Consider the following 22879-nt stretch of genomic DNA (forward strand, 5'->3'; position numbering starts at 1 on the left):
GGGTCCGTTCGCCGTCCAGGATCCGGGGATGAGCTTTTCCCGGAAACCCGTACTCACCGGTGAGCGGGCCGTCCTGCGGCCGTTCACCGAGGACGACACGCCCGTGATGGCGCGGATCCTGGCCGACCCGGAGGTCGTGCGGCTCACGGGCAGCCCGGCCGAGGAGTTCGGCGCGGACCGGTTGCGTTCCTGGTACGGCAGCCGCAACGACCACACCGACCGGCTCGACCTCGCGATCGTGGACCGGGCGAGCGGCGAGCTGGTGGGTGAGGCCGTGCTGAACGAGTGGGACGAGGCCAATCGCAACTGCTGCTTCCGCATCCTGATCGGTCCCGGCGGGCGGGGCCGGGGGCTGGGCACGGAGGCCGTGCGGCTGATCGTCGGCCATGCCTTCGAGGAGGTCGGGCTGCACCGCGTCTCGCTGTACGTCTTCACCCACAATCCCCGGGCCCGGCGCGCCTACGAGAAGGCCGGCTTCGTGGCCGAGGGGGTCGAGCGGCAGACGCTGTGGCAGGGCGGGGAGTGGATCGACGCCGTGCGTATGTCGATCCTCGCGCCGGAGTGGGCCGCCCATCGGGGGCGGCCCGGCGGCCACGGCGAGCGTCCCGACGGCGATCGGGTCAGTGCCACGGGTCGATGACCGTCACTCCGCCGCCCGGGGCCGTGCCCATCGCCGCGAGGGCGGCGGGGGCCGCGTCCAGCGGGATCGTGGACGTCACCAGGAGGTCGGGGCGCAGGACGCCCGCCCGGACCAGCTCCAGCATCCCGGGGTAGGCGTGGGCCGCCATCCCGTGACTGCCCAGCAACTCCAGTTCCAGGGCCACCGCCCGGGCCATGGGCACGGGGGTGGTGCCCGTCGCGGACGGGAGCAGGCCCACCTGGATGTGGCGGCCCCGGCGGCGGAGGCTGTTGACGGAGGCCGCGCAGGTGGCCGGGGAGCCGAGGGCGTCGAGGGAGAGGTGGGCTCCGCCGCCGGTCAGGTCGCGGACGGCCGCGGCCGTGTCGGGTAGGCCCGTGTCGGGTTCGTGGGTGTCGGGTTCGTGGGTGTCGGGTTCGGCCGAGTCGCGTTCGTCCGTGGCCGGTGTGCCCGTTCCGGCTGACGCGTCCACGCAGGCGGTCGCGCCGAACGTGCGGGCCAGGTCCAGTGCCCGGGGGGAGACGTCCACGGCGACCACCCTGGCTCCGGCAGCCGCCGCGATCATCACGGCCGAGAGGCCGACGCCGCCGCAGCCGTGGACCGCGACCCACTCCCCCGGCGCGACGCGACCCTGCGCCACGACCGCGCGGAACGCCGTGGCGAAGCGGCAGCCGAGTGCGGCCGCCGTGGCGTACGAGAGTTCGTCCGGCAGCGCCACGAGGTTCACGTCGGCGTGGTCCAGGGCGACGTACTGGGCGAAGGAGCCCCAGTGGGTGAACCCCGGCTGGGTCTGCCGCTCGCACACCTGCTGGTCTCCGGCCGCGCAGGCGGGGCAGGTGCCGCAGGCGCACACGAACGGGACGGTGACGCGGTCGCCGGGGTGCCAGGCGGTCACCGCGCTGCCGGTCGCCTCCACGACGCCGGCCAGTTCGTGGCCGGGGACGTGCGGGAGGGTGATGTCGGGGTCGTGGCCCTGCCAGCCGTGCCAGTCGCTGCGGCAGAGGCCGGTGGCCTCGACGCGGACGACGACTCCGTGGGGGGTGGGGGTGGGGGTCGCGAGGTCCTTCACCGTGGCCGGCTCTCCGAAACGCTCGAACACGACTGCGCGCATGTGCGTCCGCCTCTCGAATCGTGGCTGGTGATCGCTGTCCGGCCGGCCCGGTCAGCATCGCATGGTGGATGGGTGGGGTTTTCTCGCCCCCGCCGCCCCTACCCGTCCCATCCACCAAGGGCTGCGCCCCTTCGACCCCCCACGTACGGGTCCGGTGGGGGTTCTCGCGCAGTTCCCCGCGCCCCGCAAGGGCAGGGGGTGTGCCCCCATCGCGGCCCTGGTGCGGGTCCGATGGGGGGTTCTCGCGCAGCTCCCCGCGCCCCTTGAAAGCAGTCAGGAGCTGGAGTGGATGGGGACTGGTTCTGGTTCTGGTTTTGCTTCGGGGGTGGGGGTGGACGTGGAGGGCTCGTCGGTCTCGCTCAGGCCGAACCTGTCGTGGAACCTTCTCAGGGGGGCCGGGGCCCACCAGGTCGCGCGGCCGGTCAGGCGCATGACCGCCGGTACCAGGAGGCTGCGGATGACCATGGCGTCCATGAGAACGGCGAGGGCGATGCCCAGGCCGAGCATCTTGGTGTTGGTGACCCGGGAGGTGCCTATGGCGATCATGACGACGGCGAGGATCACCGCGGCGGCGGTGATGAGGCCGCCGGTGCGCTGGAGTCCGAAGCGGACGGAGGCGATGTGGTCCCCGGTGTGGTCGTACTCCTCCTTGATGCGGGAGAGCAGGAAGACTCCGTAGTCCATGGAGAGGCCGAAGGCCACGCAGAACATCAGGACCGGGAGCGTGGTCTCTATGGAGCCGGGGCTGGTGAAGGCGAGCAGGCCGGAGAGGTGGCCGTCCTGGAAGACCCAGACCAGCGCGCCGAACATCGCGGTGAGGCTGAGGGCGTTCAGCAGGACCGCCTGGAGGGGGATCAGCACGCTGCCGGTGAGCAGGAAGACCAGGATCAGGGTGACCGTCGCGATGAAGGCCAGCGCCCAGGGGGTGCCTTCGCCTATCGCCGCCTTCGTGTCGACCAGGACCGCCGCCGTGCCCGTCACCGAGGTGTCGAAGGGGGCGTCCATGGCCCGGATGTCGTGCACCAGGCGCTGGGCGCCCTCGTCGACCGCCTCGCCCTCGGGCTGCACCGTGAAGTAGGCCCAGTCGCCGTGGACCAGGGGCCCCTCCACGCGGAGCACGTCGGGCAGGTCCGCCAGCCGCTGCCTGTAGCCGGCGTACTCCGTCTTGGTCGCCTCTCCTTCCGCCAGCACCGCCAGGCCGCCGCCGGGAGTGCCGGGGAACCCTTCGCGCAGGTGCTGCTGGACGACGTGCGACTCGGCGGTCGAAGGGAGCTGACGGTCGTCGGCCGTGCCGAACTTCACGCCCAGGAAGGGCAGGCCGAGCAACAGCAGGCCCGCTGTCGTGGCGATGGCGAAGTAGGGGGCCCGGCGCATGACGAGGGCGGCCGTACGGCCCCAGGCCGCGCCCTCCTCCTTGGCCGGGGAGGCGTCCGCCCCGGTGTCCGCTGCCTTGCGGCGCCGGAACAGTTTGCGCAGGTCGAAGGCGTTGACGCGGTCGCCGAGCAGGATCAGGGCCGCCGGCAGCAGGATCAGGGCGGCCCCGGCGGCCAGGAGGACCACCGCGATGCCCGCGTAGGCGAAGGACTTCAGGAAGTACTGCGGGAAGACCATCATGGCGGCCAGCGAGACGGCGACCGTGAGCGCGGAGAAGAGAACCGTGCGGCCGGCGGTGCGCAGGGTGGTGGCGATGGCCGTCAGGGAGTCGGCGCCGCCCGCCAGTTCCTCCCGGAAGCGGCGCACGATGAACAGGGCGTAGTCGATCGCGAGGCCCAGGCCCATGGCGGTGGTGAGGTTCAGGGCGAAGACCGAGACGTCGGTGACCTCGGTGAGGCCGCGCAGGATCGCGTTGGTGCCGAGGATCGCGACGATGCCCACGCCGAGCGGCAGCAGGGCGGCGACCGCACTGCCGAAGACCATGACGAGCAGGACGAGGGTCACCGGAAGGGCGATCATCTCGGCCCGCAGCAGGTCTTCCTGGATGGTCGTCTGCATCTCGTGGCGCACGGCGAGGATGCCGCCGATCCTGACCTCGACCGGGCCGTGGGTGCCGCGCAGCTCGGGGACGATGCGATCGAGGGTCTTGTTCGCCGCCGTCTCGTCACCCGTGAGACGGGCCGCTATCAGTGCCTCCCCGCCGTCCTTCGCGCGCAGGGTGGGGGCGCCGGTCTGCCAGTAGGAACCGACACCGCGGACGCCCTTCTCGGCGGCGAGCCGCTCGGTCAGCCGCCTGCCCTCGGCCGCGACGGCCGGATCGTCGACCGACGCCCCGCCCGCGTCGACGAGCAGCAGGAAGTTCGGCTGGGAGTCGGGGAACTCACGCTCCAGCGCCTTCGTCGCGTAGGTGGACTGGGCGGCCGGGTCCTCCCAGCCGCCGCTGCCGAGACGGTCGGCGACATCACTGCCCGCCACCACCGCGAGAGCGGTGAGCACCAGGGCGACCAGCAGGGAGAGCCGGGGGCGGGCGGTCACGAACCGCGTCCAGCCTCCCACCCGGGGTGGCCGGTTGACTTCGGTCATGGTGCGGTGTCCCCTTCAGTCTGATCCGTTTCAGCCTGATCCGTCGCTCGATCCGTGCCGCGCGCAGCCGTGCGGCACGGGAGCACCAGCCATACACTGGCAAACACGAGAGATCGCTCGTGTTTCACCAGAATGCGAGCGACCACTCGTTTTTGTCAATCACGATCCGGAAAGCCGGTGACGACGCGTGCCCGTGAACCAGGAGAAGGAGCAGCCGCGCCGCCGCCAGGCCCGCGGCGAGCGCCGTATCGCGCAGCTCCTCGAAGCCGCGGCCGCCGTGTTCTGCTCGACGGGGTACGCGGCCGCCAGCACCAACGCCATCGCCCGCGAGGCGGGCGTCTCACCGGGGACGCTGTACCAGTTCTTCCCGAACAAGGAAGCGATCGCGATCGAGCTGAGCGAGCGGCTCATGCACGAGATGCGCGAGACGTACGGCGAGGCGCTGGCCCCGGTGGATCCGGCGACTCCGCTGGAGGAGGCCGTCGCGGCCGCCGTCGACCGCTTCATCGACTTCAACTGCCGGCACCCGGTGGTCTTCACGCTGATGCACGGGCCGGACGTCCCCGGCCGGATCGCCGAGCAGCACGACGCCGTGCACGCGGCCCTGCTCGCGCGGATCGAGACGCTGCTCACCCCGTTCCTCCCGGACGCCCCGGCCGCCGACATCTCGCGCACCGCGCACGTCTGCGTGGCCATGTACAAGGCCGGCCTGGAGCTGGTGCTCGCGCGCGAGGGCGCCGAGCGTGCCGCCTACGTGCAGGAGCTGAAGAACGTACTGTTCCGCTATCTGGAGCCCCTGGCGCGCGACTGCCCGCCCACCGCCGCCGCGAGCACCGCCGGGACACGGACCCCCTGACCCGAGCGAGCACCGCCGGGACACCCCCCCGCCCCACGCCGGCACCGCCGGGACACCACCCCCTGCCCCACGCCGGCACCACCGGCACGCCGGCTCCCCGACCCACGCGACCCGCCGGTCCCACCGCTCCGGTCGGACCTCTCTTGGATTCATACCCCTAGGGGGTATAAGCTGAAGGTCTGGAAGGGTTACTCGACCCCCATCCGCCCCGACAAGGAGTAACGACATGACCGCCGAGACCGACACCCAGGGCTCCGTCACCGCCGTCTACAAGGTGAGCGGCATGAGCTGCGGGCACTGCGAAGGCGCCGTTTCGGGCGAGATCACCGAGCTTCCCGGCGTCTCCTCCGTGAAGGCCGTCGCCTCCACCGGCGAGGTCACCGTGGTCTCGGCCGCGCCGCTCGACGAGGAGGCCGTACGCGCCGCCGTGGACGAGGCCGGCTTCGAACTCGTCGGCACGGTCTGAGACCGGACACCGGCACAGGCACGAGCGTCACGGGCACGGACATGACGAGCACGGACACGACGAGCACCCTCGCGGCAGCACCGGCGGGCGACCCCGTCCGCGAGGTCGAGCTGACCATCGGCGGGATGACCTGCGCCTCCTGCGCGGCCCGCGTCGAGAAGAAGCTCAACCGCCTGGACGGGGTCACCGCCTCGGTGAACTACGCGACCGAGAAGGCGAAGGTCACCTACCCCGCGGGGATCGAGGTCGCCGAGCTGATCGCCACGGTCGTGAAGACCGGCTACACGGCGGAGGAACCACCGCCCCCGGCTCCCCCCGCGACCGCGGCGGCTCCGGGAACGGCCACCGGGAGCGGCGAGGACGGCGCCGACCCCGAACTCGCCGCCCTGCGGCAGCGGCTCACCGTCTCGGTGCTGCTCGCGGCACCCGTGATCCTCATGTCCATGGTCCCCGCCCTGCAGTTCGACAACTGGCAGTGGCTCTCGCTGACGCTCGCCGCGCCGGTCGTCGTGTGGGGCGGGCTGCCCTTCCACCGGGCCACGCTCACCAACCTCCGGCACGGCGCGGCCACCATGGACACCCTCGTCTCGGTCGGCACGCTCGCCGCCTTCGGCTGGTCCCTGTGGGCCCTCTTCCTGGGCCACGCGGGCATGCCGGGCATGCGGCACGGGTTCACCCTCACCGTCACGCGCGCGTCGGCCTCGTCGGCGATCTACCTCGAAGTGGCCGCCGGGGTCGTGGCGTTCATCCTGCTCGGCCGCTATCTGGAGGCCCGCGCCAAGCGGCGCGCGGGCGGCGCGCTCAGGGCGCTGCTGACGCTGGGCGCCAAGGACGTCTCGGTGCTCCGCCAGGGGCGCGAGGTGCGGATCCCGGTGGCGGACCTGGCCGTCGGCGACCGTTTCGTCGTCCGCCCCGGGGAGAAGCTCGCCACCGACGGGATGGTCGTGGAGGGCGCCTCCGCCGTCGACGCGTCCATGCTGACCGGCGAGTCGGTGCCGGTGGACGTGACGGTCGGGGACCCCGTCACGGGCGCGACCGTGAACGCCGGGGGCCGACTGGTCGTGGAGGCGACACGGGTCGGCGCGGACACCCAGCTGGCACGGATGGCACGCCTCGTGGAGGACGCGCAGAACGGCAAGGCCCGGGCGCAGCGGCTCGCCGACCGGATCTCCGCGGTCTTCGTCCCGGCCGTCGTGCTGATCGCGGTCGCCACCTTCGGCGTCTGGCTCGGCGCCACGGACGACGCCACCGCCGCCTTCTCGGCCGCCGTCGCGGTGCTGATCATCGCCTGCCCGTGCGCGCTCGGCCTGGCCACCCCGACCGCCCTGCTGGTCGGCACCGGCCGGGGCGCCCAGCTCGGCATCCTCATCAAGGGCCCCGAGGTACTGGAGTCCACCCGCCGCGTGGACACCGTCGTCCTGGACAAGACCGGTACCGTCACCACCGGCCGGATGACGCTCGGGAGCGTGCACACCGCCGAGGACGTCACGGAGGAGGACGTCCTTGGCCTCGCGGGCGCCGTCGAGCACGCCTCCGAACATCCGGTGGCCCGGGCGATCGCCGCGGGCGCCGAGGAACGCCTGGGCCCGCTCCCGCCCGTCGAGCATTTCGAGAACCTGCCCGGAAAGGGCGTACGCGGCCGCGTGGAGGGCCACACGGTCCTGGTGGGCCGGATCCTCGACGGCCCCCTCCCCGAGCCCCTGAGGGCCGCCAAGGAGGCCGCCGAGGCGGAGGGGCGCACGGCGGTCGCGGTGACCCGCGACGGAGTGACACTCGGTGTCGTCACCGTGGCCGACGCCGTCAAGGAGACCAGCGCCGAGGCCGTACGGCGGCTGCGGGCGCTCGGGCTCACGCCGGTCCTGCTGACCGGGGACAACGCGCGGGTGGCCCGGTCCGTGGCCGCCACGGTCGGCATCTCCCCCGAGCACGTGATCGCCGAGGTGCTGCCCGAGGACAAGGTCGACGTCGTGCGGCGGCTCCAGGGCGAGGGCCGTACGGTCGCGATGGTCGGGGACGGGGTCAACGACGCGGCCGCGCTGGCCGCCGCCGACCTCGGGCTCGCCCTCGGCACCGGGACGGACGCGGCGATCGAGGCGGGGGACCTGACGCTCGTCCGCGGGGACCTGCGGGCGGCCGCCGACGCGATCCGGCTGTCGCGGCGCACCCTGTCCACCATCAAGGGCAATCTGGCCTGGGCCTTCGGCTACAACGTGGCGGCGCTGCCGCTGGCCGCCGCCGGATTGCTCAATCCGATGATCGCAGGGGCGACTATGGCCTTTTCGTCCGTTTTTGTGGTAACGAACAGCTTGCGACTCAGGACATTCTCGTGACCGCCGGGCAAAAGTCCCTCTAGAGTCCGGAAGCAGCCTCACATAAGCTCTTCACAAGGCTCGCGCATCATCCTTACGCTGGGGTCTCGATCACCGATTCGCGTCGCTTGCGTATCTTCAGGGGATATGGCGAGAGACGCAGATCACAGTGGTGTGAACGTAACCACCGAAGGGGTTCGTGAGTCTAAGTTGGCGATGTCAGAAGCGTCTTGGGGGGCGTGACTGACATCTGGGGATGTCTTGGGGGACGTTCCCGGAACTGCGTTGCCGGGGCACGTGCACCGGGGAGCTTTGAGCGGCCCTCCCGTACGTACGCGTCCCGGCAGACCGCACACCGCCGCGCGCACAACAGTTTCATACAAGCAGGTCGGCCTCGGCTCGGCCCGCTCAGCGAATTCAGGCGCTGGTCCACCAGACGCCCGGCCGGATCCCGTGGGGGGAATCCGCACCGGGACATGGGAAGGCGCCCTGCTCGCCGGCCCGTGGGGGGACCAGCGTTGCAGGGCGCCTTCTCGCATTTTTTGGGCTTTGTTCGCCTCCGGGGCGCCTTTTGCCTGTGCCGAGACGGTGATCGTGCTCGGCCCTCCTTCGTCGCGCGCTGCGCGCGTCGACCGTAGGCGCGCCCCTTCGGCCCACTCGCCGTAGGCCACCCTTTTCTGCGGCCGGGCAAGCAAGGGGCCCGTACGGAAAACTCTCCGTACGGGCCCCTCGCCACGCGTGCTCGGTGGCTCAGCGGGCCTCGACCGGGACGAAGTCGCGCTCGACCACGCCCGTGTAGATCTGGCGCGGGCGGCCGATGCGGGAGCCGGGCTCCTTGATCATCTCGTGCCACTGGGCGATCCAGCCGGGGAGGCGGCCGAGGGCGAAGAGGACCGTGAACATCTCGGTCGGGAAGCCCATGGCGCGGTAGATCAGACCCGTGTAGAAGTCCACGTTCGGGTAGAGGTTGCGCGAGACGAAGTAGTCGTCGGAGAGCGCGTGCTCCTCCAGCTTCAGCGCGATGTCCAGCAGCTCGTCGGACTTGCCGAGCGCGGAGAGGACGTCGTGCGCGGCAGCCTTGATGATCTTGGCGCGCGGGTCGAAGGACTTGTACACCCGGTGGCCGAAGCCCATCAGGCGGACGCCGTCCTCCTTGTTCTTCACCTTGCGGATGAAGGAGTCGACGTCGCCGCCGTTCGCCTGGATGCCCTCCAGCATCTCCAGGACGGACTGGTTGGCGCCACCGTGCAGCGGGCCCCAGAGCGCGGAGATGCCGGCGGAGATCGAGGCGAACATGTTCGCCTGCGAGGAGCCGACCAGGCGGACCGTGGAGGTCGAGCAGTTCTGCTCGTGGTCCGCGTGCAGGATGAGCAGCTTGTCCAGCGCCGAGACGACGACCGGGTCGAGGTCGTACTCCTGGGCCGGGACCGAGAAGGTCATGCGCAGGAAGTTCTCGACGTAACCGAGGTCGTTGCGCGGGTAGACGAACGGGTGACCGATCGACTTCTTGTACGCGTACGCCGCGATGGTCGGCAGCTTGGCGAGCAGGCGGATCGTGGAGAGGTTGCGCTGCCGCTCGTCGAACGGGTTGTGGCTGTCCTGGTAGAACGTCGACAGGGCGCTGACCACGGAGGACAGCATCGCCATCGGGTGGGCGTCGCGCGGGAAGCCGCGGTAGAAGTTCTTGACGTCCTCGTGCAGCAGGGTGTGCTGCGTGATCTCGTTCTGGAACGTGGAGAGCTCGTCGACGGTGGGCAGCTCGCCGTTGATCAGCAGGTACGCCACCTCCAGGAAGGTGGAGCGCTCGGCCAGCTGCTCGATCGGGTAGCCGCGGTAGCGGAGGATGCCCTGCTCACCGTCGAGATAGGTGATGGCGGATTTATAGGCAGCGGTGTTGCCGTAGCCGCTGTCCAGGGTGACCAGACCGGTCTGGGCCCGGAGCTTCCCGATGTCGAAGCCCGTGTCGCCGACGGTGCTGCCGATCACCGGGTAGGTGTACTCGCCGTCGCCGTACCGCAGTACTACAGAGTTGTCGCTCACGTCATCCCTCACCGACGTAGTGCCTCTTCTTCGAGGTGCCCTGACTGTCTCTACCATCCCCCAATTGGCTCTGGAGAGTGCACTCGGGGTCGACCATCGGGCCCATCGGCGGCACTGAGTGCCGCCAACTTGCTCATCCTGCCCCCTCCGTCCACCATCTGGAAGGGCTGTGTGACCTTTACGACTCGTTTGATCGATCAAATTTCACTCACGGGTCGCCGGATCGGCACGAGAGGTTCTCACGAAGCGGGCCCAGGGCTACAAAACCCGTGGTGCGAGCCGGAAGTCGAGAGCCGTGCACCGACGGCCGGCGGAGACCGTGCGGACCGCCTGGCCGATCGCCTTGCGGGAGCCGACCAGGACCACCAGTTTCTTCGCCCTGGTCACCGCCGTGTAGAGCAGATTGCGCTGGAGCATCATCCAGGCTCCGGTGGTGACCGGGATCACCACGGCCGGGTACTCGCTGCCCTGGGATCGGTGGATGGTCACCGCGTAGGCGTGCGCCAGCTCGTCCAGTTCGTCGAACTCGTACTCCACCTCCTCGTCCTCGTCGGTGCGGACGGTGAGCCGCTGGTCGACCGGGTCGAGGGCGGTGACGACCCCGACGGTGCCGTTGAAGACGCCGTTCGCGCCCTTGTCGTAGTTGTTGCGGATCTGGGTGACCTTGTCGCCGACGCGGAAGACCCGGCCGCCGAACCGCTTCTCGGGCAGGTCGGGGCGGGCGGGGGTGATGGCCTGCTGCAGCAGCCCGTTGAGGGTGCCCGCGCCCGCCGGGCCCCGGTGCATGGGTGCCAGGACCTGGACGTCCCGTCGCGGGTCCAGCCCGAACTTGGCCGGAATACGACGGGCCGCGACGTCGACCGTGAGCCGGCCGGCCTCCTCCGTCTCGTCCTCGACGAAGAGGAAGAAGTCCTTCATGCCGTCGGTGACCGGGTGCCGGCCGGAGTTGATCCGGTGCGCGTTGGTCACCACCCCGGACTGCTGGGCCTGGCGGAAGACCTTGGTGAGCCGGACCGCCGGGATCGGGCTGCCGTCGGCCAGCAGATCCCTGAGGACCTCGCCGGCGCCGACGCTCGGGAGCTGGTCCACGTCCCCGACGAAGAGGAGGTGCGCTCCCGGCGCCACCGCCTTCACCAGTTTGTTGGCCAGCAGGAGGTCCAGCATGGACGCCTCGTCGACGACGACCAGGTCGGCGTCCAGGGGGCGGTCCCGGTCGTAGGCCGCGTCGCCGCCGGGCTTCAGTTCCAGCAGGCGGTGGACGGTGGAGGCGTCGGCGCCGGTCAGCTCGGCGAGGCGCTTGGCGGCGCGGCCGGTGGGGGCGGCCAGCACGACCTTCGCCTTCTTGGCGCGGGCCAGCTCCACGATCGAGCGGACGGTGAACGACTTGCCGCAGCCGGGGCCGCCGGTGAGCACGGCCACCTTCTCGGTCAGCGCGAGCCGTACGGCCGCCTCCTGCTCGGGGGCCAGCTCCGCTCCCGTACGCCCGCGCAGCCAGGCCAGCGCCTTGTCCCAGGCCACGTCGTGGAAGCCGGGCATCCGGTCCTCGTCCGTGCGCAGGAGACGCAACAGCTGGGCGGAGAGGGAGAGTTCGGCGCGGTGGAAGGGGACCAGGTAGATCGCGGTGACCGGGTCACCGCCGTCCTGGCCCGGGACCCTCTCGCGTACGACGCCGGGTTCGCCGGAGTCCTCGTCGGGCAGGGCGAGTTCGGCCAGGCACTCGATGACCAGGCCCGTGTCGACCTGGAGGAGCTTGACCGCGTCGGCGATCAGGCGCTCCTCCGGGAGGTAGCAGTTGCCCTGGTCGGTGGCCTGCGAAAGGGCGTACTGCAGGCCCGCCTTGACGCGCTCCGGGCTGTCGTGGGGGATGCCGACGGACTGGGCGATCCGGTCGGCGGTGAGGAAGCCGATGCCCCAGACGTCGGACGCCAGGCGGTACGGCTGGTTCTTCACGACCCCGATCGAGGCGTCGCCGTACTTCTTGTAGATGCGGACCGCGATCGACGTGGACACCTCGACGGTCTGGAGGAAGAGCATGACCTCCTTGATCGCCTTCTGTTCCTCCCAGGCGTCGGCGATCTTCTTGGTGCGCTTGGGGCCGAGGCCGGGCACCTCGATGAGGCGCTTGGGCTCCTCCTCGATGATCTGGAGGGTGTCCAGGCCGAAGTGCTGGGTGATGCGGTCGGCGAAGACGGGCCCGATGCCCTTGACCAGGCCGGACCCTAGGTAGCGGCGGATGCCCTGGACGGTGGCGGGGAGGACGGTGGTGTAGTTCTCCACCGTGAACTGCTTGCCGTACTGCGGGTGCGAGCCCCAGCGGCCCTCCATCCGCAGGGACTCCCCGACCTGGGCCCCGAGCAGCGCGCCGACGACGGTGAGGAGGTCACCGCCGCCGCGACCGGTGTCCACGCGCGCGACGGTGTAGCCGTTGTCCTCGTTGGCGTAGGTGATGCGTTCCAGGACGCCTTCGAGTACGGCGAGCTGTCGTTCGCCGGTCCCCGGCTGCCGCGGGGTCCCCGTCTGATTGGGCATGGTCCGACGCTACCGCCGGGGTCCGACACCGCGGATCACGCATGGACAGGTCCGTACCGTCGAACCTCGCGGACGCCACCCGTTTACGGCGCCTTACGTCACCCTTGCCCCCTCTATTGACTTCCTGTGAGCCCTGTCATTACGGTCCCTCAAGATTTCGAACAATGTCCGTAATTTCGAACACATCGAACCATCGCATGAGTGCCCAATGGAGGACACCTCTATGCGTCACCGCCCCAGACGTAACAGCCGCGCGCTGGCCGCGCTGTGCGGCTCCGTGTTGTCCATCAGCCTGTTGTCGGTAGGACCGGGAGCGCCCACGGCCCAGGCCGCCGACGACCCCGACGCCGTCGCGCTGGACAAGGACGCGATCCTCGCCGCCAACCAGCTCGACGAGCGGCAGTGGTACAAGGACAACATTCCGTTTCTGGACACCCCCGACAACGACATCGACGACGTCTACTACTACCGGTGGAGCACCTACAAACGTGCGCTCCGCTACACCGTGCCTGGCACGGGGTACGTATCGACCGAGTACAACGTGCCGATCGGCTACGCCGGCAACCCGTACACCGCGCTGCCGGACGCGACCGGTTACCACCTGCTGGACGGGCGCTGGCTGCACAACCGCGACTACGCGGGTGACTACCTGGACTTCTGGCTGCGCGGGGCGGGCAACTCGGGCGCGCGGAACTTCAGTGAGTGGATCACGAGCGCCGCGTACCAGCGCTATCTCGTCACCGGTGACGCCGCGCAGATCAAGTCGGCGCTCCCCCACCTGATCGCCCTCTACAAGCGGTGGGACTCGAACTTCGACACCGACGTCACGGTGAACGGCACGCAGTCCTCCAGCGATCTGTTCCACCAGACCCCGCTGTCCGACGCCACGGAGTACACCGAGACGTCGATGAAGAGCAGCAACTGGTTCAGCGGCGGCCGGGGTTACCGGCCGACCATCAACGCGTACATGTTCAGCGCGGCCCAGGCGATCAGCAAGATCTCCACACTGAACGGCGACACGGCGACCGCGAGCGAGTACGACGCGAAGGCCGCGCAGCTGAAGGCCGCCGTGCAGAACTCGCTGTGGGACCCGCAGCGCCAGTTCTTCATGCAGGTCTACAACACGGACAACACCAACGGCACGCTGAAGCAGACCCGCACGACCTGGCGCGAGGCGATGGGCTACGCCCCCTGGGCGTTCAACCTCCCCGACGCGCAGTACTCGTCGGCGTGGAAGTACCTGACCGACTCCAAGCGGTTCAAGGCGCCGTTCGGACCTACGACGCTGGAGCGGGTGCACGACTTCGAGGCCGAGCAGGCCACCGTCGTCCACGCGAACACCCGGAACTCCTCGACGGCCTCCAACGGCAAGTACGTCGGGCAGATCGACTTCGACGACAGCGCGGTCACCTTCTCCGTGGACGCGCCCGGCAACGGCACGTACCCGGTGACGGTCCACTATGCCAACGCCACCTCCGCCACCTCGACGCACAAGGTCGTCGTCAACGGCGACACCGCCAAGCCGCTCACCGTCAGCTACGCCCCGGGCGGCAGCTGGGGAAGCTTCTCGGAGTCGAAGTCCGTCACCGTGCAGGTCCCCATGAAGGCCGGGACCAACACGCTGAAGTTCACCAAGGGCACCGGCTTCGCCGAGCTCGACCGGATCACCGCGAACCCGTACTTCAACTACGAGGCCATACCGGCCCAGCAGAAGCGCGACGACGCCAACTGCTGTCACTGGAACGGCCCGAGCTGGCCGTACCAGACGAGCCAGATCCTGACCGGCCTGGCGAACCTGCTCCAGGACTACCCCGCGCAGAGCTTCGTCACCAAGGCCGACTACCAGACGATGCTGGCCCAGTTCGCCGCCCTCCAGCACAAGGACGGCAAGCCGTACATCGCCGAGGCGGCCGACGGGGACACCGGTGACTGGATCTACGACGGGTTCAACTTCAGCGAGCACTACAACCACTCCAGCTTCAACGACCTGGTGCTCACCGGCCTGCTGGGCATCAAGCCGCAGGCGAACAACACGCTGGTGCTGAAGCCGCTGATCCCGTCCGGGTGGGACTGGTTCGCGGTGGAGAGCCTGCCGTACCACGGGCACACGTACTCGGTCCGCTGGGACCGGGACGGCTCGCACTACGGCAAGGGCAGCGGGCTGCAGATCTTCCAGGACGGCGTACGTATCCACCAGTCCTCGACGGTCGGCAACACCACCGTGAACGTGGCCGCCCCCGTCACCCCGGCGCAGCCGGCGCGGATGATGAACGTGGCCGCCAACCCGCTGACCGCCGAGCAGGACTGGCTGGGCCGCACCGTCACCCAGCCGTACCCGAAGGCCTTCGCCTCCTACACCAACACGGTCTCCAACGGCCCGCACTGCCACAGCGGCCAGACCTGCAAGCCCAACACGTTCGACGCCCCGCTGCGGGCGACGAACGGGTGGATCCGCTACGACAAGATCCCCGACGACCGTTGGACCAACTCCGGCTCACCGAACGCCACAGACCATCTGGGCGTCGACTTCGGGGCACCACGCAAGATCAACGAGGTGAAGTTCTACACGTACGACGACGGCGCGAACATCCGCGTCCCGGCGAGCTACACCGTCCAGTACCTCAAGGACGGAGCGTGGGTGAACGTCCCGAGCCAGACGAAGAGACCGGCCGCACCGGTGGCGAACAACGCCAACGAGGTGACCTTCCCGACGATCACCACCTCCCAGTTCCGGGTCGTCCTCACCCCGCAGGCGGGCAAGTTCGTCGGTGTCACCGAGTTGGAGTCCTGGTACCCGGAGACTCCGCGCGTGAAGATCACCAACAAGAACAGCAACCTGGAACTCGGCATCTCCGGCTCCTCGATCGCCGCCGGGGGCGCCGTACAGCAGCAGAGCGCGAGCAGCGGCGCCAACCACTGGTGGGAGATCGTCCCGGCCGAGAACGGCTACTACAAGATCTTCAACACCAACAGCGGCCAGGTCCTCGGCATCAAGGACGCCTCCAAGACGGCCGGTGCGACGGCGTTGCAATGGGGCGACACCCTCACGTCCGACCATCTGTGGTCGGTGGTGGACGCCGGGGGCGGCTACGCCAAGTTCGTCAACAAGAACAGCGGCATGGTGCTGGGCATCGACGGGATGTCCACGTCGTCCGGGGCGCAGGCCCTTCAGTGGAACGACAGCGGCACCGCCGACCATCTGTGGAGCATCGTCGCGGAGGACGGCTCCCGCCCGTTCACTTCGTGACCGAGGCGTTCGCTTCCTGACCGACACATTCAGTTCCCGGCCTTCGTGACCGGACATCCGCCGCGGCCAACTCCTGGGGCCGCGGCGGAGTGTGGGCGCACGCGGGAGCGCCACGGGTCGACGGTGAACGTCGGAGCACTCGCTCGTACGAGTCTGCGTCAGCAGCGACACGACCCCCGGCCGACTGCACTCCCCCGGGGGGCGGCATTCACCTCTCGGTGGGCCTCTTGAGGGCTTCGAGGAAGGAGGTGAAGGCGGGGGTGGAGAAGGTGAGGGTGGCTCGGGACGGGGTTGTGGAGTCGCGGACGGCTATGCGGGCGGGGGTGGGGGCTATCTCGACGCAGGCGTTGCCGTCGTCCGGGCCGGAGTAGGACGACTTCCGCCAGTTGCACATGGGCGCCTCACAGCTCTTTCGCCAGCCGGTCGATGAAGTCGCGCGACTGTTCGGGGTTGAGCGACACGGCTTCCACCTTACGGAAGCGCGTTCGGAAGGCGTTGAGCTGGGCTTCGGAGTCGATGAACGCCGAGCCGGTGGGCACGTCTCGCACCACCGTGTCCAGCCTGGGCACCGAGCCACCTGCGTACGTCATGGTGCTGGCAGCTCGGGCGAAGCCGTCCAGGTCGAAGGGGACGACGCGCACCGTGATGTGGTGCGCTTCGGAGTGGTCGAGAAGCTTGGCGAGTTGAGCTCGGGAAGCGGCGCGATCACCGACCCTGATGCGCAAGGCCGCCTCATGGATCACCAACTCGTACGGGACCACGCGCCGCTGGCGCGCCATCCGGTGGCGGACACGCAATTCAAGCTCGGCGCCCGTGAGTTCAGGAACCCTGGACGAGAAGACCGCTCGGGCATAGTCCTCCGTCTGGAGCAGGCCCGGGACATACAGGATCGCCACTTCCCGCAAGGACTCGGCGTGGTGTTCCAACTCGGCGAGATCCAGGAACGGCGTGGGCAACAGCCCCCGGTACTCCTCCCACCAGCCACGCGACCTGTCCGCGGCCATGGCCACCAGGGCGTCGATGAACCACGTGTCGGTGCAGGCGTAATGCGACGCAAGTCGGCGCAGCCGCTCTTCGCTCACCCCGATGAGCCCCAGCTCGATGTGGCTGATCTGCACCCTGTTCACCCCAAGAAGCGCCGCCGACTGCACGGTTGTCAGGCCGGCGGCCTCACGGAGCCTGCGCAGTTCGGTGCCCAGGCGCACCTGCCGAGCCGTCGGTTCGCTCCGCTGGACCATGCACAGCTCTCCTCTTTCGGGGCCGGATCCCGGGACCGGCTTGCTTCGGGTTACACGTTACCCATACCGTCAGTGACGCGACGAACACGCTACGGAAGCGCACCGCCCCGTCACCCGATGACGGCGTCGGCAATGCCACCGTGCCCGAAATCCCCCCTCATCCTCCGGAGTTGATGCCCCATGCCCGAAACCTGGGACTACACCCTCCAGATCCCCAACGACCCCAGAGCCGTCCCCGTGTGCCGCCGCACCCTGCGGCTGATCCTCACCGTGCACGGGCTCATCGGGCTCGTGGACGTCGCCGAGCTGCTCGCGACCGAGCTGATCTCCAACGCCGTCCGGCACACCAACGGGCCCGCCGCGTTGCGGGTGCGGCGGTCGGCGGTCGGCGGCGGGGATGGTGTGGATCGGGGCGTGGGACGCCGATCCCGAACCGCCCCCGCCGCCCGGGCCGTTGGACGGGGCGGGCGAGCGGGAGGACGGGCGTGGGCTCGGGCTCGGGCTCGTCGTGGCCTGCACGCCGTACTGGGGGTGGATGCCGTCGGCCAGGTTCGGCGAGCGGGGGAAGTACGTGTGGTGCGAGCTGGCGGCGGCGTAAGACCGGGGGCCGCCCGGGGCCGACTACCGCGTCACCCGGTACCGCAGGTGGACGAAGCGTGAGCCGAAGGTGCGGGTGTCCACGAGTTCGAGGTCGACCCGGCGCTCGTCCCGGGAGAAGAACGGGATGCCGCCGCCGACCAGCACCGGGTAGACCATGACCTGGTACTCGTCGATCAGGTCCGCCTCGGCCGCCTGCGCGGCGAGCGTCGCGCCGCCGATCGCGATCTCGCCCTCTCCCGGCTCGGCCCGCAGGCGTTCGATCTCCTCCGCCAGGCCACCGGAGGCCAGCCGGGCGTTGCCCCGCACCTCCGAGAGCGTGGTGGAGAACACCACCTTGGGGAGCGGGTTCCAGAGCGCCGTCCACTCGCGCTCCGCGTCGTCGAGCGTCGCGTCCTGCTCGGCCGTCTCCCAGTACAGCATCGTCTCGTACAGCCGTCGGCCCAGCAGGTGGACGTCGACCCCGCGGATCTGGTCGATCCAGAAGCGGAAGACCTCCGGGTCGGGGGCCGACCAGTCGAAGCCGCCGTCCGGCCCGACGATGTAGCCGTCGAGCGAGATGCTCATCGAATAGGTCACGCTGCGCATCAGGAGTCCTCCTCGGTGACGGGTTCGTCACTATGACCGCCGGACGCGGCCGGACTCATCGCGGCTCGCGGGATTCTCCCGGCCGGTCACCTCGCAAGCCTCGGTCACGATTGGATTTCAGCCATCGCCGACCCCTTGTTCCACGCCGTGTAATCGATTCCAATCCTCCTCGTGTAATCGATTCCACGAGGAGGTGGAGCGGCGATGGCGAGTATCAAGGACGTCGCGGCCGAGGCGGGGGTGTCCGTCGCCACGGTCTCGCGGGTTCTGAACGACCATCCGTCGGTCAGTGAGGACGCGCGGGCGCGGGTGATGGCCGCCGTGGCCGCGCTGGGCTACCGCCCCAACGCCGTCGCCCGCTCCCTGCGCACCGATCAGACCCACACCCTCGGGCTGGTCATCAGCGATGTCATGAACCCGTACTTCACCGAACTGGCGCGGTCCGTCGAGGAGGAAGCGCGGGCGCTCGGGTACAGCGTGATCATCGGGAACGCCGACGAACGGCCCGAGCTGCAGGACCACCACGTAAGGACCCTGCTGGACCGGCGGATCGACGGGCTGCTCGTGTCGCCGACCGACGGCGGCTCGCCGCTGATGCTGGATGCCGTGCGGGCGGGGACGCCGATGGTGTTCGTGGACCGGTGGATCCCGGGTGTGGACGTGCCGGTGGTGCGCTCCGACGGGCGGGCTGCCGTGCGGGGCCTCGTCGCGCATCTGTACGGGCTCGGGCGACGGCGGCTCGCGATCATCGCCGGTCCGGCGGCCACCACCACCGGCCGGGAGCGTGTCGAGGCGTTCCGGGAGGCCCTCGCCGAGCACGGGCTGCCGTTGCCGGACGCCTACATAGGGCAGGGCGACTTCCAGGCCGAGAGCGGGCGGCGGGTGACCGAGGGGTTCCTCGACCTGCTCGAGCCGCCCGAGGTCGTCTTCGCCACCGACAACCTGATGGCGCTGGGCGCGCTCGACGCCGTACGCGCGCGTGGACTGCGGGTTCCGCAGGACATCGGGCTGGCCGCCTTCGACGACATCCCGTGGTTCGTGCACACCGATCCGCCGATCACGGCGGTCGCCCAGCCCACGGGCGAGCTGGGCCGGGCCGCCGTACGCGCCCTGGTCGACCGCATCGAGGGGCGGCCCCCGCAGTCCGTCACCCTGCCCGCCCGACTCGTCGTACGCCTCTCGTGCGGCGAATCCCCCCGGCCGGAGCAGTCCCCCGCAACGAACAGGAGCACGTCGTGAGCGACCCGGACGAGTTGCTGCGCATCGAAGGCATACGGAAGTCCTTTCCCGGAGTGGTCGCGCTGGACGGCGTCGACTTCGATCTGCGCCGGGGCGAGGTGCACGTCCTGCTCGGGGAGAACGGCGCGGGCAAGAGCACGCTCATCAAGATGCTCTCCGGCGCCTACACACCCGACGCGGGACGGATCCTGGCCGGCGGTGAGGAGGTGCGCATCCATGGCGCCCAGGACGCCGAGCGCCTCGGGATCGCCACCATCTACCAGGAGTTCAACCTCGTACCGGACCTGACGGTCGCCGAGAACATCTTCCTCGGGCGGCAGCCGCGCCGCTTCGGGATGATCGACCGCAAGCGGATGGAGGCCGACGCCGCCGCGCTGCTGGAGCGGGTCGGCGTACGGGTGTCGCCCCGCGCGCGAGTGCGTGAACTCGGTATCGCGCGGCTGCAGATGGTCGAGATCGCCAAGGCGCTGAGCCTCGACGCGCAGGTACTGATCATGGACGAGCCGACCGCCGTGCTGACGACGGAGGAGGTCGAGAAGCTGTTCTCGATCGTGCGCCGGCTGCGCGAGGACGGCGTCGGCATCGTCTTCATCACCCATCACCTGGAGGAGATCGCCGCTCTGGGCGACCGGGTGACCGTCATCCGGGACGGGAGGAGTGTCGGGCAGGTGCCCGCCACCACCCCGCAGGACGAGCTCGTACGGCTCATGGTCGGGCGGTCCATCGAGCAGCAGTACCCGCGGGAGCGGGGCGACTCGGGCGAGGCGCTGCTCGTCGTCGAGGGGCTGACCCGGGACGGTGTCTTCCACGACGTGAGCTTCGAGGTGCGGGCCGGTGAGGTCGTCGGCATCGCGGGGCTCGTGGGCGCCGGCCGTACGGAGGTCGTGCGGGCCGTGTTCGGCGCCGACGCGTACGACAAGGGGGCCGTGAAGGTCGGCGGTTCCGCCGTGCCCAAGGACGACGTGGGCGCCGCCCTGGCCGCCGGGATCGGGCTCGTGCCCGAGGACCGCAAGGGCCAGGGACTGCTGCTCGACGCGTCCGTGGAGGAGAACCTGGGGCTGGTGACCCTGCGGGGCGCGACCCGGGGCGGGTTCGTCGACCTCAAGGGGCAGCGGGCGGACGCGGCCCGGGTCGCCGAGCGGCTCGGGGTGCGGATGGCCGGGCTGCACCAGCACGTGCGCACGCTCTCCGGCGGCAACCAGCAGAAGGTCGTCATCGGCAAGTGGCTGCTCGCGGACACCAGGGTGCTGATCCTCGACGAGCCGACGCGCGGCATCGACGTCGGCGCGAAGGTCGAGATCTACGAACTGGTCAACGAGCTGACGGCCGCCGGTGCCGCCGTACTGATGATCTCCAGTGACCTGCCCGAGGTGCTCGGTATGAGCGACCGGGTGCTGGTCATGGCCCAGGGGCGGATCGCGGGCGAACTCGCCGCCGCCGAGGCCACCCAGGACGCGGTGATGGCGCTCGCCGTGTCCCACCCCACCATTCCTGCGACGGAAACGGAGGCCCCCGATGGCCGCTGACACGCTCAAGAGCACGACGGGCGCGCGTGGCGCCTCGGGAGCATCGGGGCTTCGCCGGCTCCTGCTCGACAACGGCGCGCTGACCGCGCTCATCGTCCTCGTCGTCGCCATGTCGGTGCTCTCCGGCGACTTCCTGACGGCCGACAACCTGCTCAACATCGGCGTCCAGGCCGCCGTCACCGCGATCCTCGCCTTCGGTGTGACCTTCGTGATCGTCTCGGCGGGCATCGACCTGTCGGTCGGTTCGGTGGCCGCCCTGTCGGCCACCGTCCTGGCGTGGAGCGCCACGTCGGAGGGCGTACCGGTCCCGATAGCCGTGCTCCTCGCCGTCGTCACCGGCATCGCGTGCGGTCTCGTCAACGGCTTCCTGATCTCGTACGGGAAGCTGCCGCCCTTCATCGCGACGCTCGCCATGCTGTCGGTGGGGCGCGGTCTGTCGCTGGTGATCTCGCAGGGCAGCCCGATCGCGTTCCCGGAGTCGGTGTCGCACCTCGGGGACAATCTGGGCGGCTGGCTGCCGGTGCCGGTCCTCGTGATGCTGGTCCTCGGGGTCGTCACGGCCGTGATCCTCGGGCGTACGTACATCGGGCGGGCCATGTACGCGATCGGCGGCAACGAGGAGGCGGCCCGCCTCTCCGGCCTGCGGGTGAAGCGGCAGAAGCTCGTCATCTACGCCCTGTCCGGGCTGTTCGCCGGCGCCGCGGGCATCGTGCTCGCCTCCCGCCTGTCCTCCGCGCAGCCGCAGGCCGCGCAGGGCTACGAGCTGGACGCGATCGCGGCGGTCGTCATCGGCGGCGCCTCGCTGGCCGGCGGCACGGGCAAGGCGTCGGGGACGCTGATCGGCGCGCTGATCCTGGCGGTGCTCAGGAACGGCCTCAACCTCCTGTCCGTGTCCGCGTTCTGGCAGCAGGTCGTCATCGGTGTCGTCATCGCGCTGGCGGTGCTGCTCGACACCGTGCGGCGGAAGGCGGGGGCGACCCCGGTGGCGGCCGGTGCCGGTGGCTCCGGGGACCGCAGGAAGCAGGCGGTGACCTATGTGCTGGCCGCGGTGGTCGCGGCGGCGATCGTGGGCGCGACCTCCTTCCTGCACGGCGGGTCGTCGGCGGCGAAGAGCGAGAAGATCGGGCTGTCGCTGTCCACGCTCAACAACCCCTTCTTCGTGCAGATCCGGGCGGGTGCCCAGGACGAGGCGAAGAAGCTGGGCGTGGACCTGTCCGTCACCGACGCGCAGAACGACGCCTCGCAACAGGCCAACCAGCTGCAGAACTTCACCAGTGAGGGCCTCGGCACGATCATCGTCAACCCGGTGGACTCCGACGCGGTGACTCCGGCGGCGAAGGCCGTCAACAAGGCGGACATCCCGCTGGTGGCCGTCGACCGCGCGGTGAACGGCGCGAGCACCGCCGCACTCGTCGCCTCCGACAACGTCAGCGGCGGGAAGCTGGCCGCGAAGGCGCTCGCGGAGAAGCTGGGCGGCAAGGGCGAGATCGTCATCCTCCAGGGCCAGGCGGGCACCTCCGCCAGCCGGGAGCGCGGCGCCGGCTTCGCCGAGGGCCTGAAGGACTACCCGGGCATCAAGGTCCTCGCCCGGCAGCCCGCCGACTGGGACCGCACCAAGGGCCTCGACGTGATGACGAACATGCTCCAGGCCAACCCCGGCGTCGACGGCGTCTTCGCGGAGAACGACGAGATGGCGCTCGGCGCGATCAAGGCGCTCGGCTCCAAGGCCGGGAAGTCCGTGCAGGTCATCGGCTTCGACGGTACGGCCGACGGGCTGAAGGCCGTCAAGGCGGGCACGCTGTACGCGTCGGTCGCGCAGCAGCCGGCCGAACTCGGCAGGATCGCCGTGCGCAACGCGGTGAAGGCCGCCGAGGGCGAGAAGGTCGCGAAGTCGGTGATGGTGCCGGTGAAGGTGGTCACGTCGGAGAACGTGGCCGGGTTCGGCGGCTGACACGATGCGGTGGCCGGACGGGAAGCAC

Annotated in this window: 15 protein-coding genes and 1 pseudogene; 9 read left to right on the plus strand and 7 right to left on the minus strand. The window is 70.1% G+C overall.

All coding sequences use genetic code 11. From position 1 onward, the window contains the following. Window positions 1-28: 28 nt before the first annotated feature. Window positions 29-640, plus strand: a complete 612-nt coding sequence (locus ACFU5F_RS13235; RefSeq protein ID WP_383886177.1) for a GNAT family N-acetyltransferase — start codon at window positions 29-31, stop codon at window positions 638-640. On the opposite strand, the gene ACFU5F_RS13240 is transcribed toward ACFU5F_RS13235, so the two are convergent. Then, complete coding sequence (locus ACFU5F_RS13240) at window positions 621-1748, minus strand: zinc-dependent alcohol dehydrogenase family protein (protein WP_383886180.1); 1128 nt, start codon at window positions 1746-1748, stop codon at window positions 621-623. The genes ACFU5F_RS13235 and ACFU5F_RS13240 overlap by 20 nt on opposite strands. 273 nt (window positions 1749-2021) lie before the next feature. Further along, complete coding sequence (locus ACFU5F_RS13245) at window positions 2022-4265, minus strand: MMPL family transporter (RefSeq protein ID WP_383886183.1); 2244 nt, start codon at window positions 4263-4265, stop codon at window positions 2022-2024. A 187-nt stretch (window positions 4266-4452) separates the two neighbouring features. Between ACFU5F_RS13245 and ACFU5F_RS13250 the strand changes: the two genes are divergently transcribed. The 3 genes from ACFU5F_RS13250 (at window position 4453) to ACFU5F_RS13260 (ending at window position 7917) form a co-directional block, all read left to right on the plus strand. Then, complete coding sequence (locus tag ACFU5F_RS13250; RefSeq protein WP_383886186.1) at window positions 4453-5121, plus strand: TetR family transcriptional regulator; 669 nt, start codon at window positions 4453-4455, stop codon at window positions 5119-5121. Between the two features lie 226 nt (window positions 5122-5347). Beyond that, window positions 5348-5587, plus strand: coding sequence for a heavy-metal-associated domain-containing protein (locus ACFU5F_RS13255; RefSeq protein ID WP_383886189.1), 240 nt, complete (start codon window positions 5348-5350; stop codon window positions 5585-5587). Between the two features lie 41 nt (window positions 5588-5628). Next, window positions 5629-7917: a heavy metal translocating P-type ATPase gene (locus ACFU5F_RS13260; RefSeq protein WP_383886191.1), complete on the plus strand. Its 2289-nt coding sequence runs from the start codon at window positions 5629-5631 to the stop codon at window positions 7915-7917. Between the two features lie 729 nt (window positions 7918-8646). Here the strand turns inward: ACFU5F_RS13260 and ACFU5F_RS13265 are convergent. Beyond that, a complete protein-coding gene (locus ACFU5F_RS13265; RefSeq protein WP_275458313.1) occupies window positions 8647-9936 on the minus strand; it encodes a citrate synthase in 1290 nt (429 codons plus the stop codon). Window positions 9937-10194: 258 nt separating this feature from the next. After that, window positions 10195-12465 carry an ATP-dependent RecD-like DNA helicase gene (locus ACFU5F_RS13270; protein ID WP_383886194.1) on the minus strand — a complete coding sequence of 757 codons (2271 nt, stop codon included), beginning with the start codon at window positions 12463-12465 and terminating at the stop codon, window positions 10195-10197. A gap of 223 nt (window positions 12466-12688) precedes the next feature. On the opposite strand from ACFU5F_RS13270, the gene ACFU5F_RS13275 reads away from it, so the two are divergent. Next, window positions 12689-15712, plus strand: coding sequence for an RICIN domain-containing protein (locus tag ACFU5F_RS13275; protein WP_383886197.1), 3024 nt, complete (start codon window positions 12689-12691; stop codon window positions 15710-15712). Window positions 15713-15920: 208 nt separating this feature from the next. Here ACFU5F_RS13275 and ACFU5F_RS13280 read toward each other — a convergent pair whose 3' ends face one another. Together ACFU5F_RS13280 and ACFU5F_RS13285 are read right to left on the minus strand one after the other, a co-directional pair. Beyond that, window positions 15921-16106 (minus strand): DUF397 domain-containing protein, encoded by a 186-nt coding sequence (locus tag ACFU5F_RS13280; RefSeq protein WP_383886200.1) that lies wholly within the window; start codon window positions 16104-16106, stop codon window positions 15921-15923. 7 nt (window positions 16107-16113) lie between these two features. Further along, window positions 16114-16950, minus strand: coding sequence for a helix-turn-helix domain-containing protein (locus ACFU5F_RS13285; RefSeq protein ID WP_383886202.1), 837 nt, complete (start codon window positions 16948-16950; stop codon window positions 16114-16116). A gap of 180 nt (window positions 16951-17130) precedes the next feature. Between ACFU5F_RS13285 and ACFU5F_RS13290 the strand changes: the two are divergent. Beyond that, window positions 17131-17548: pseudogene (locus tag ACFU5F_RS13290) on the plus strand (ATP-binding protein). 23 nt (window positions 17549-17571) lie between these two features. On the opposite strand, the gene ACFU5F_RS13295 reads toward ACFU5F_RS13290, so the two are convergent. Further along, window positions 17572-18135 (minus strand): dihydrofolate reductase family protein, encoded by a 564-nt coding sequence (locus ACFU5F_RS13295; protein WP_383886205.1) that lies wholly within the window; start codon window positions 18133-18135, stop codon window positions 17572-17574. A 204-nt stretch (window positions 18136-18339) separates the two neighbouring features. Here ACFU5F_RS13295 and ACFU5F_RS13300 point away from each other — a divergent pair, with 204 nt between their 5' ends. Genes ACFU5F_RS13300 through ACFU5F_RS13310 form a run of 3 tightly spaced genes read left to right on the plus strand, consistent with a single transcriptional unit; the run spans window position 18340 to window position 22851 of the window. Next, window positions 18340-19374: a LacI family DNA-binding transcriptional regulator gene (locus tag ACFU5F_RS13300; RefSeq protein WP_383886207.1), complete on the plus strand. Its 1035-nt coding sequence runs from the start codon at window positions 18340-18342 to the stop codon at window positions 19372-19374. Then, the gene (locus ACFU5F_RS13305; RefSeq protein ID WP_383886209.1) at window positions 19371-20900 is read left to right on the plus strand and encodes a sugar ABC transporter ATP-binding protein; all 1530 of its coding nucleotides are present in this window, start codon (window positions 19371-19373) and stop codon (window positions 20898-20900) included. The genes ACFU5F_RS13300 and ACFU5F_RS13305 overlap by 4 nt, the downstream gene beginning before the upstream one ends. Then, window positions 20890-22851, plus strand: a complete 1962-nt coding sequence (locus ACFU5F_RS13310; RefSeq protein WP_383886212.1) for a substrate-binding domain-containing protein — start codon at window positions 20890-20892, stop codon at window positions 22849-22851. Before ACFU5F_RS13305 ends, ACFU5F_RS13310 begins: the two co-directional genes overlap by 11 nt. The last annotated feature ends 28 nt before the right edge of the window (window positions 22852-22879 follow it).

The sequence above is a fragment of the Streptomyces sp. NPDC057438 genome, from assembly GCF_042802995.1.
Lineage (GTDB): Bacteria > Actinomycetota > Actinomycetes > Streptomycetales > Streptomycetaceae > Streptomyces.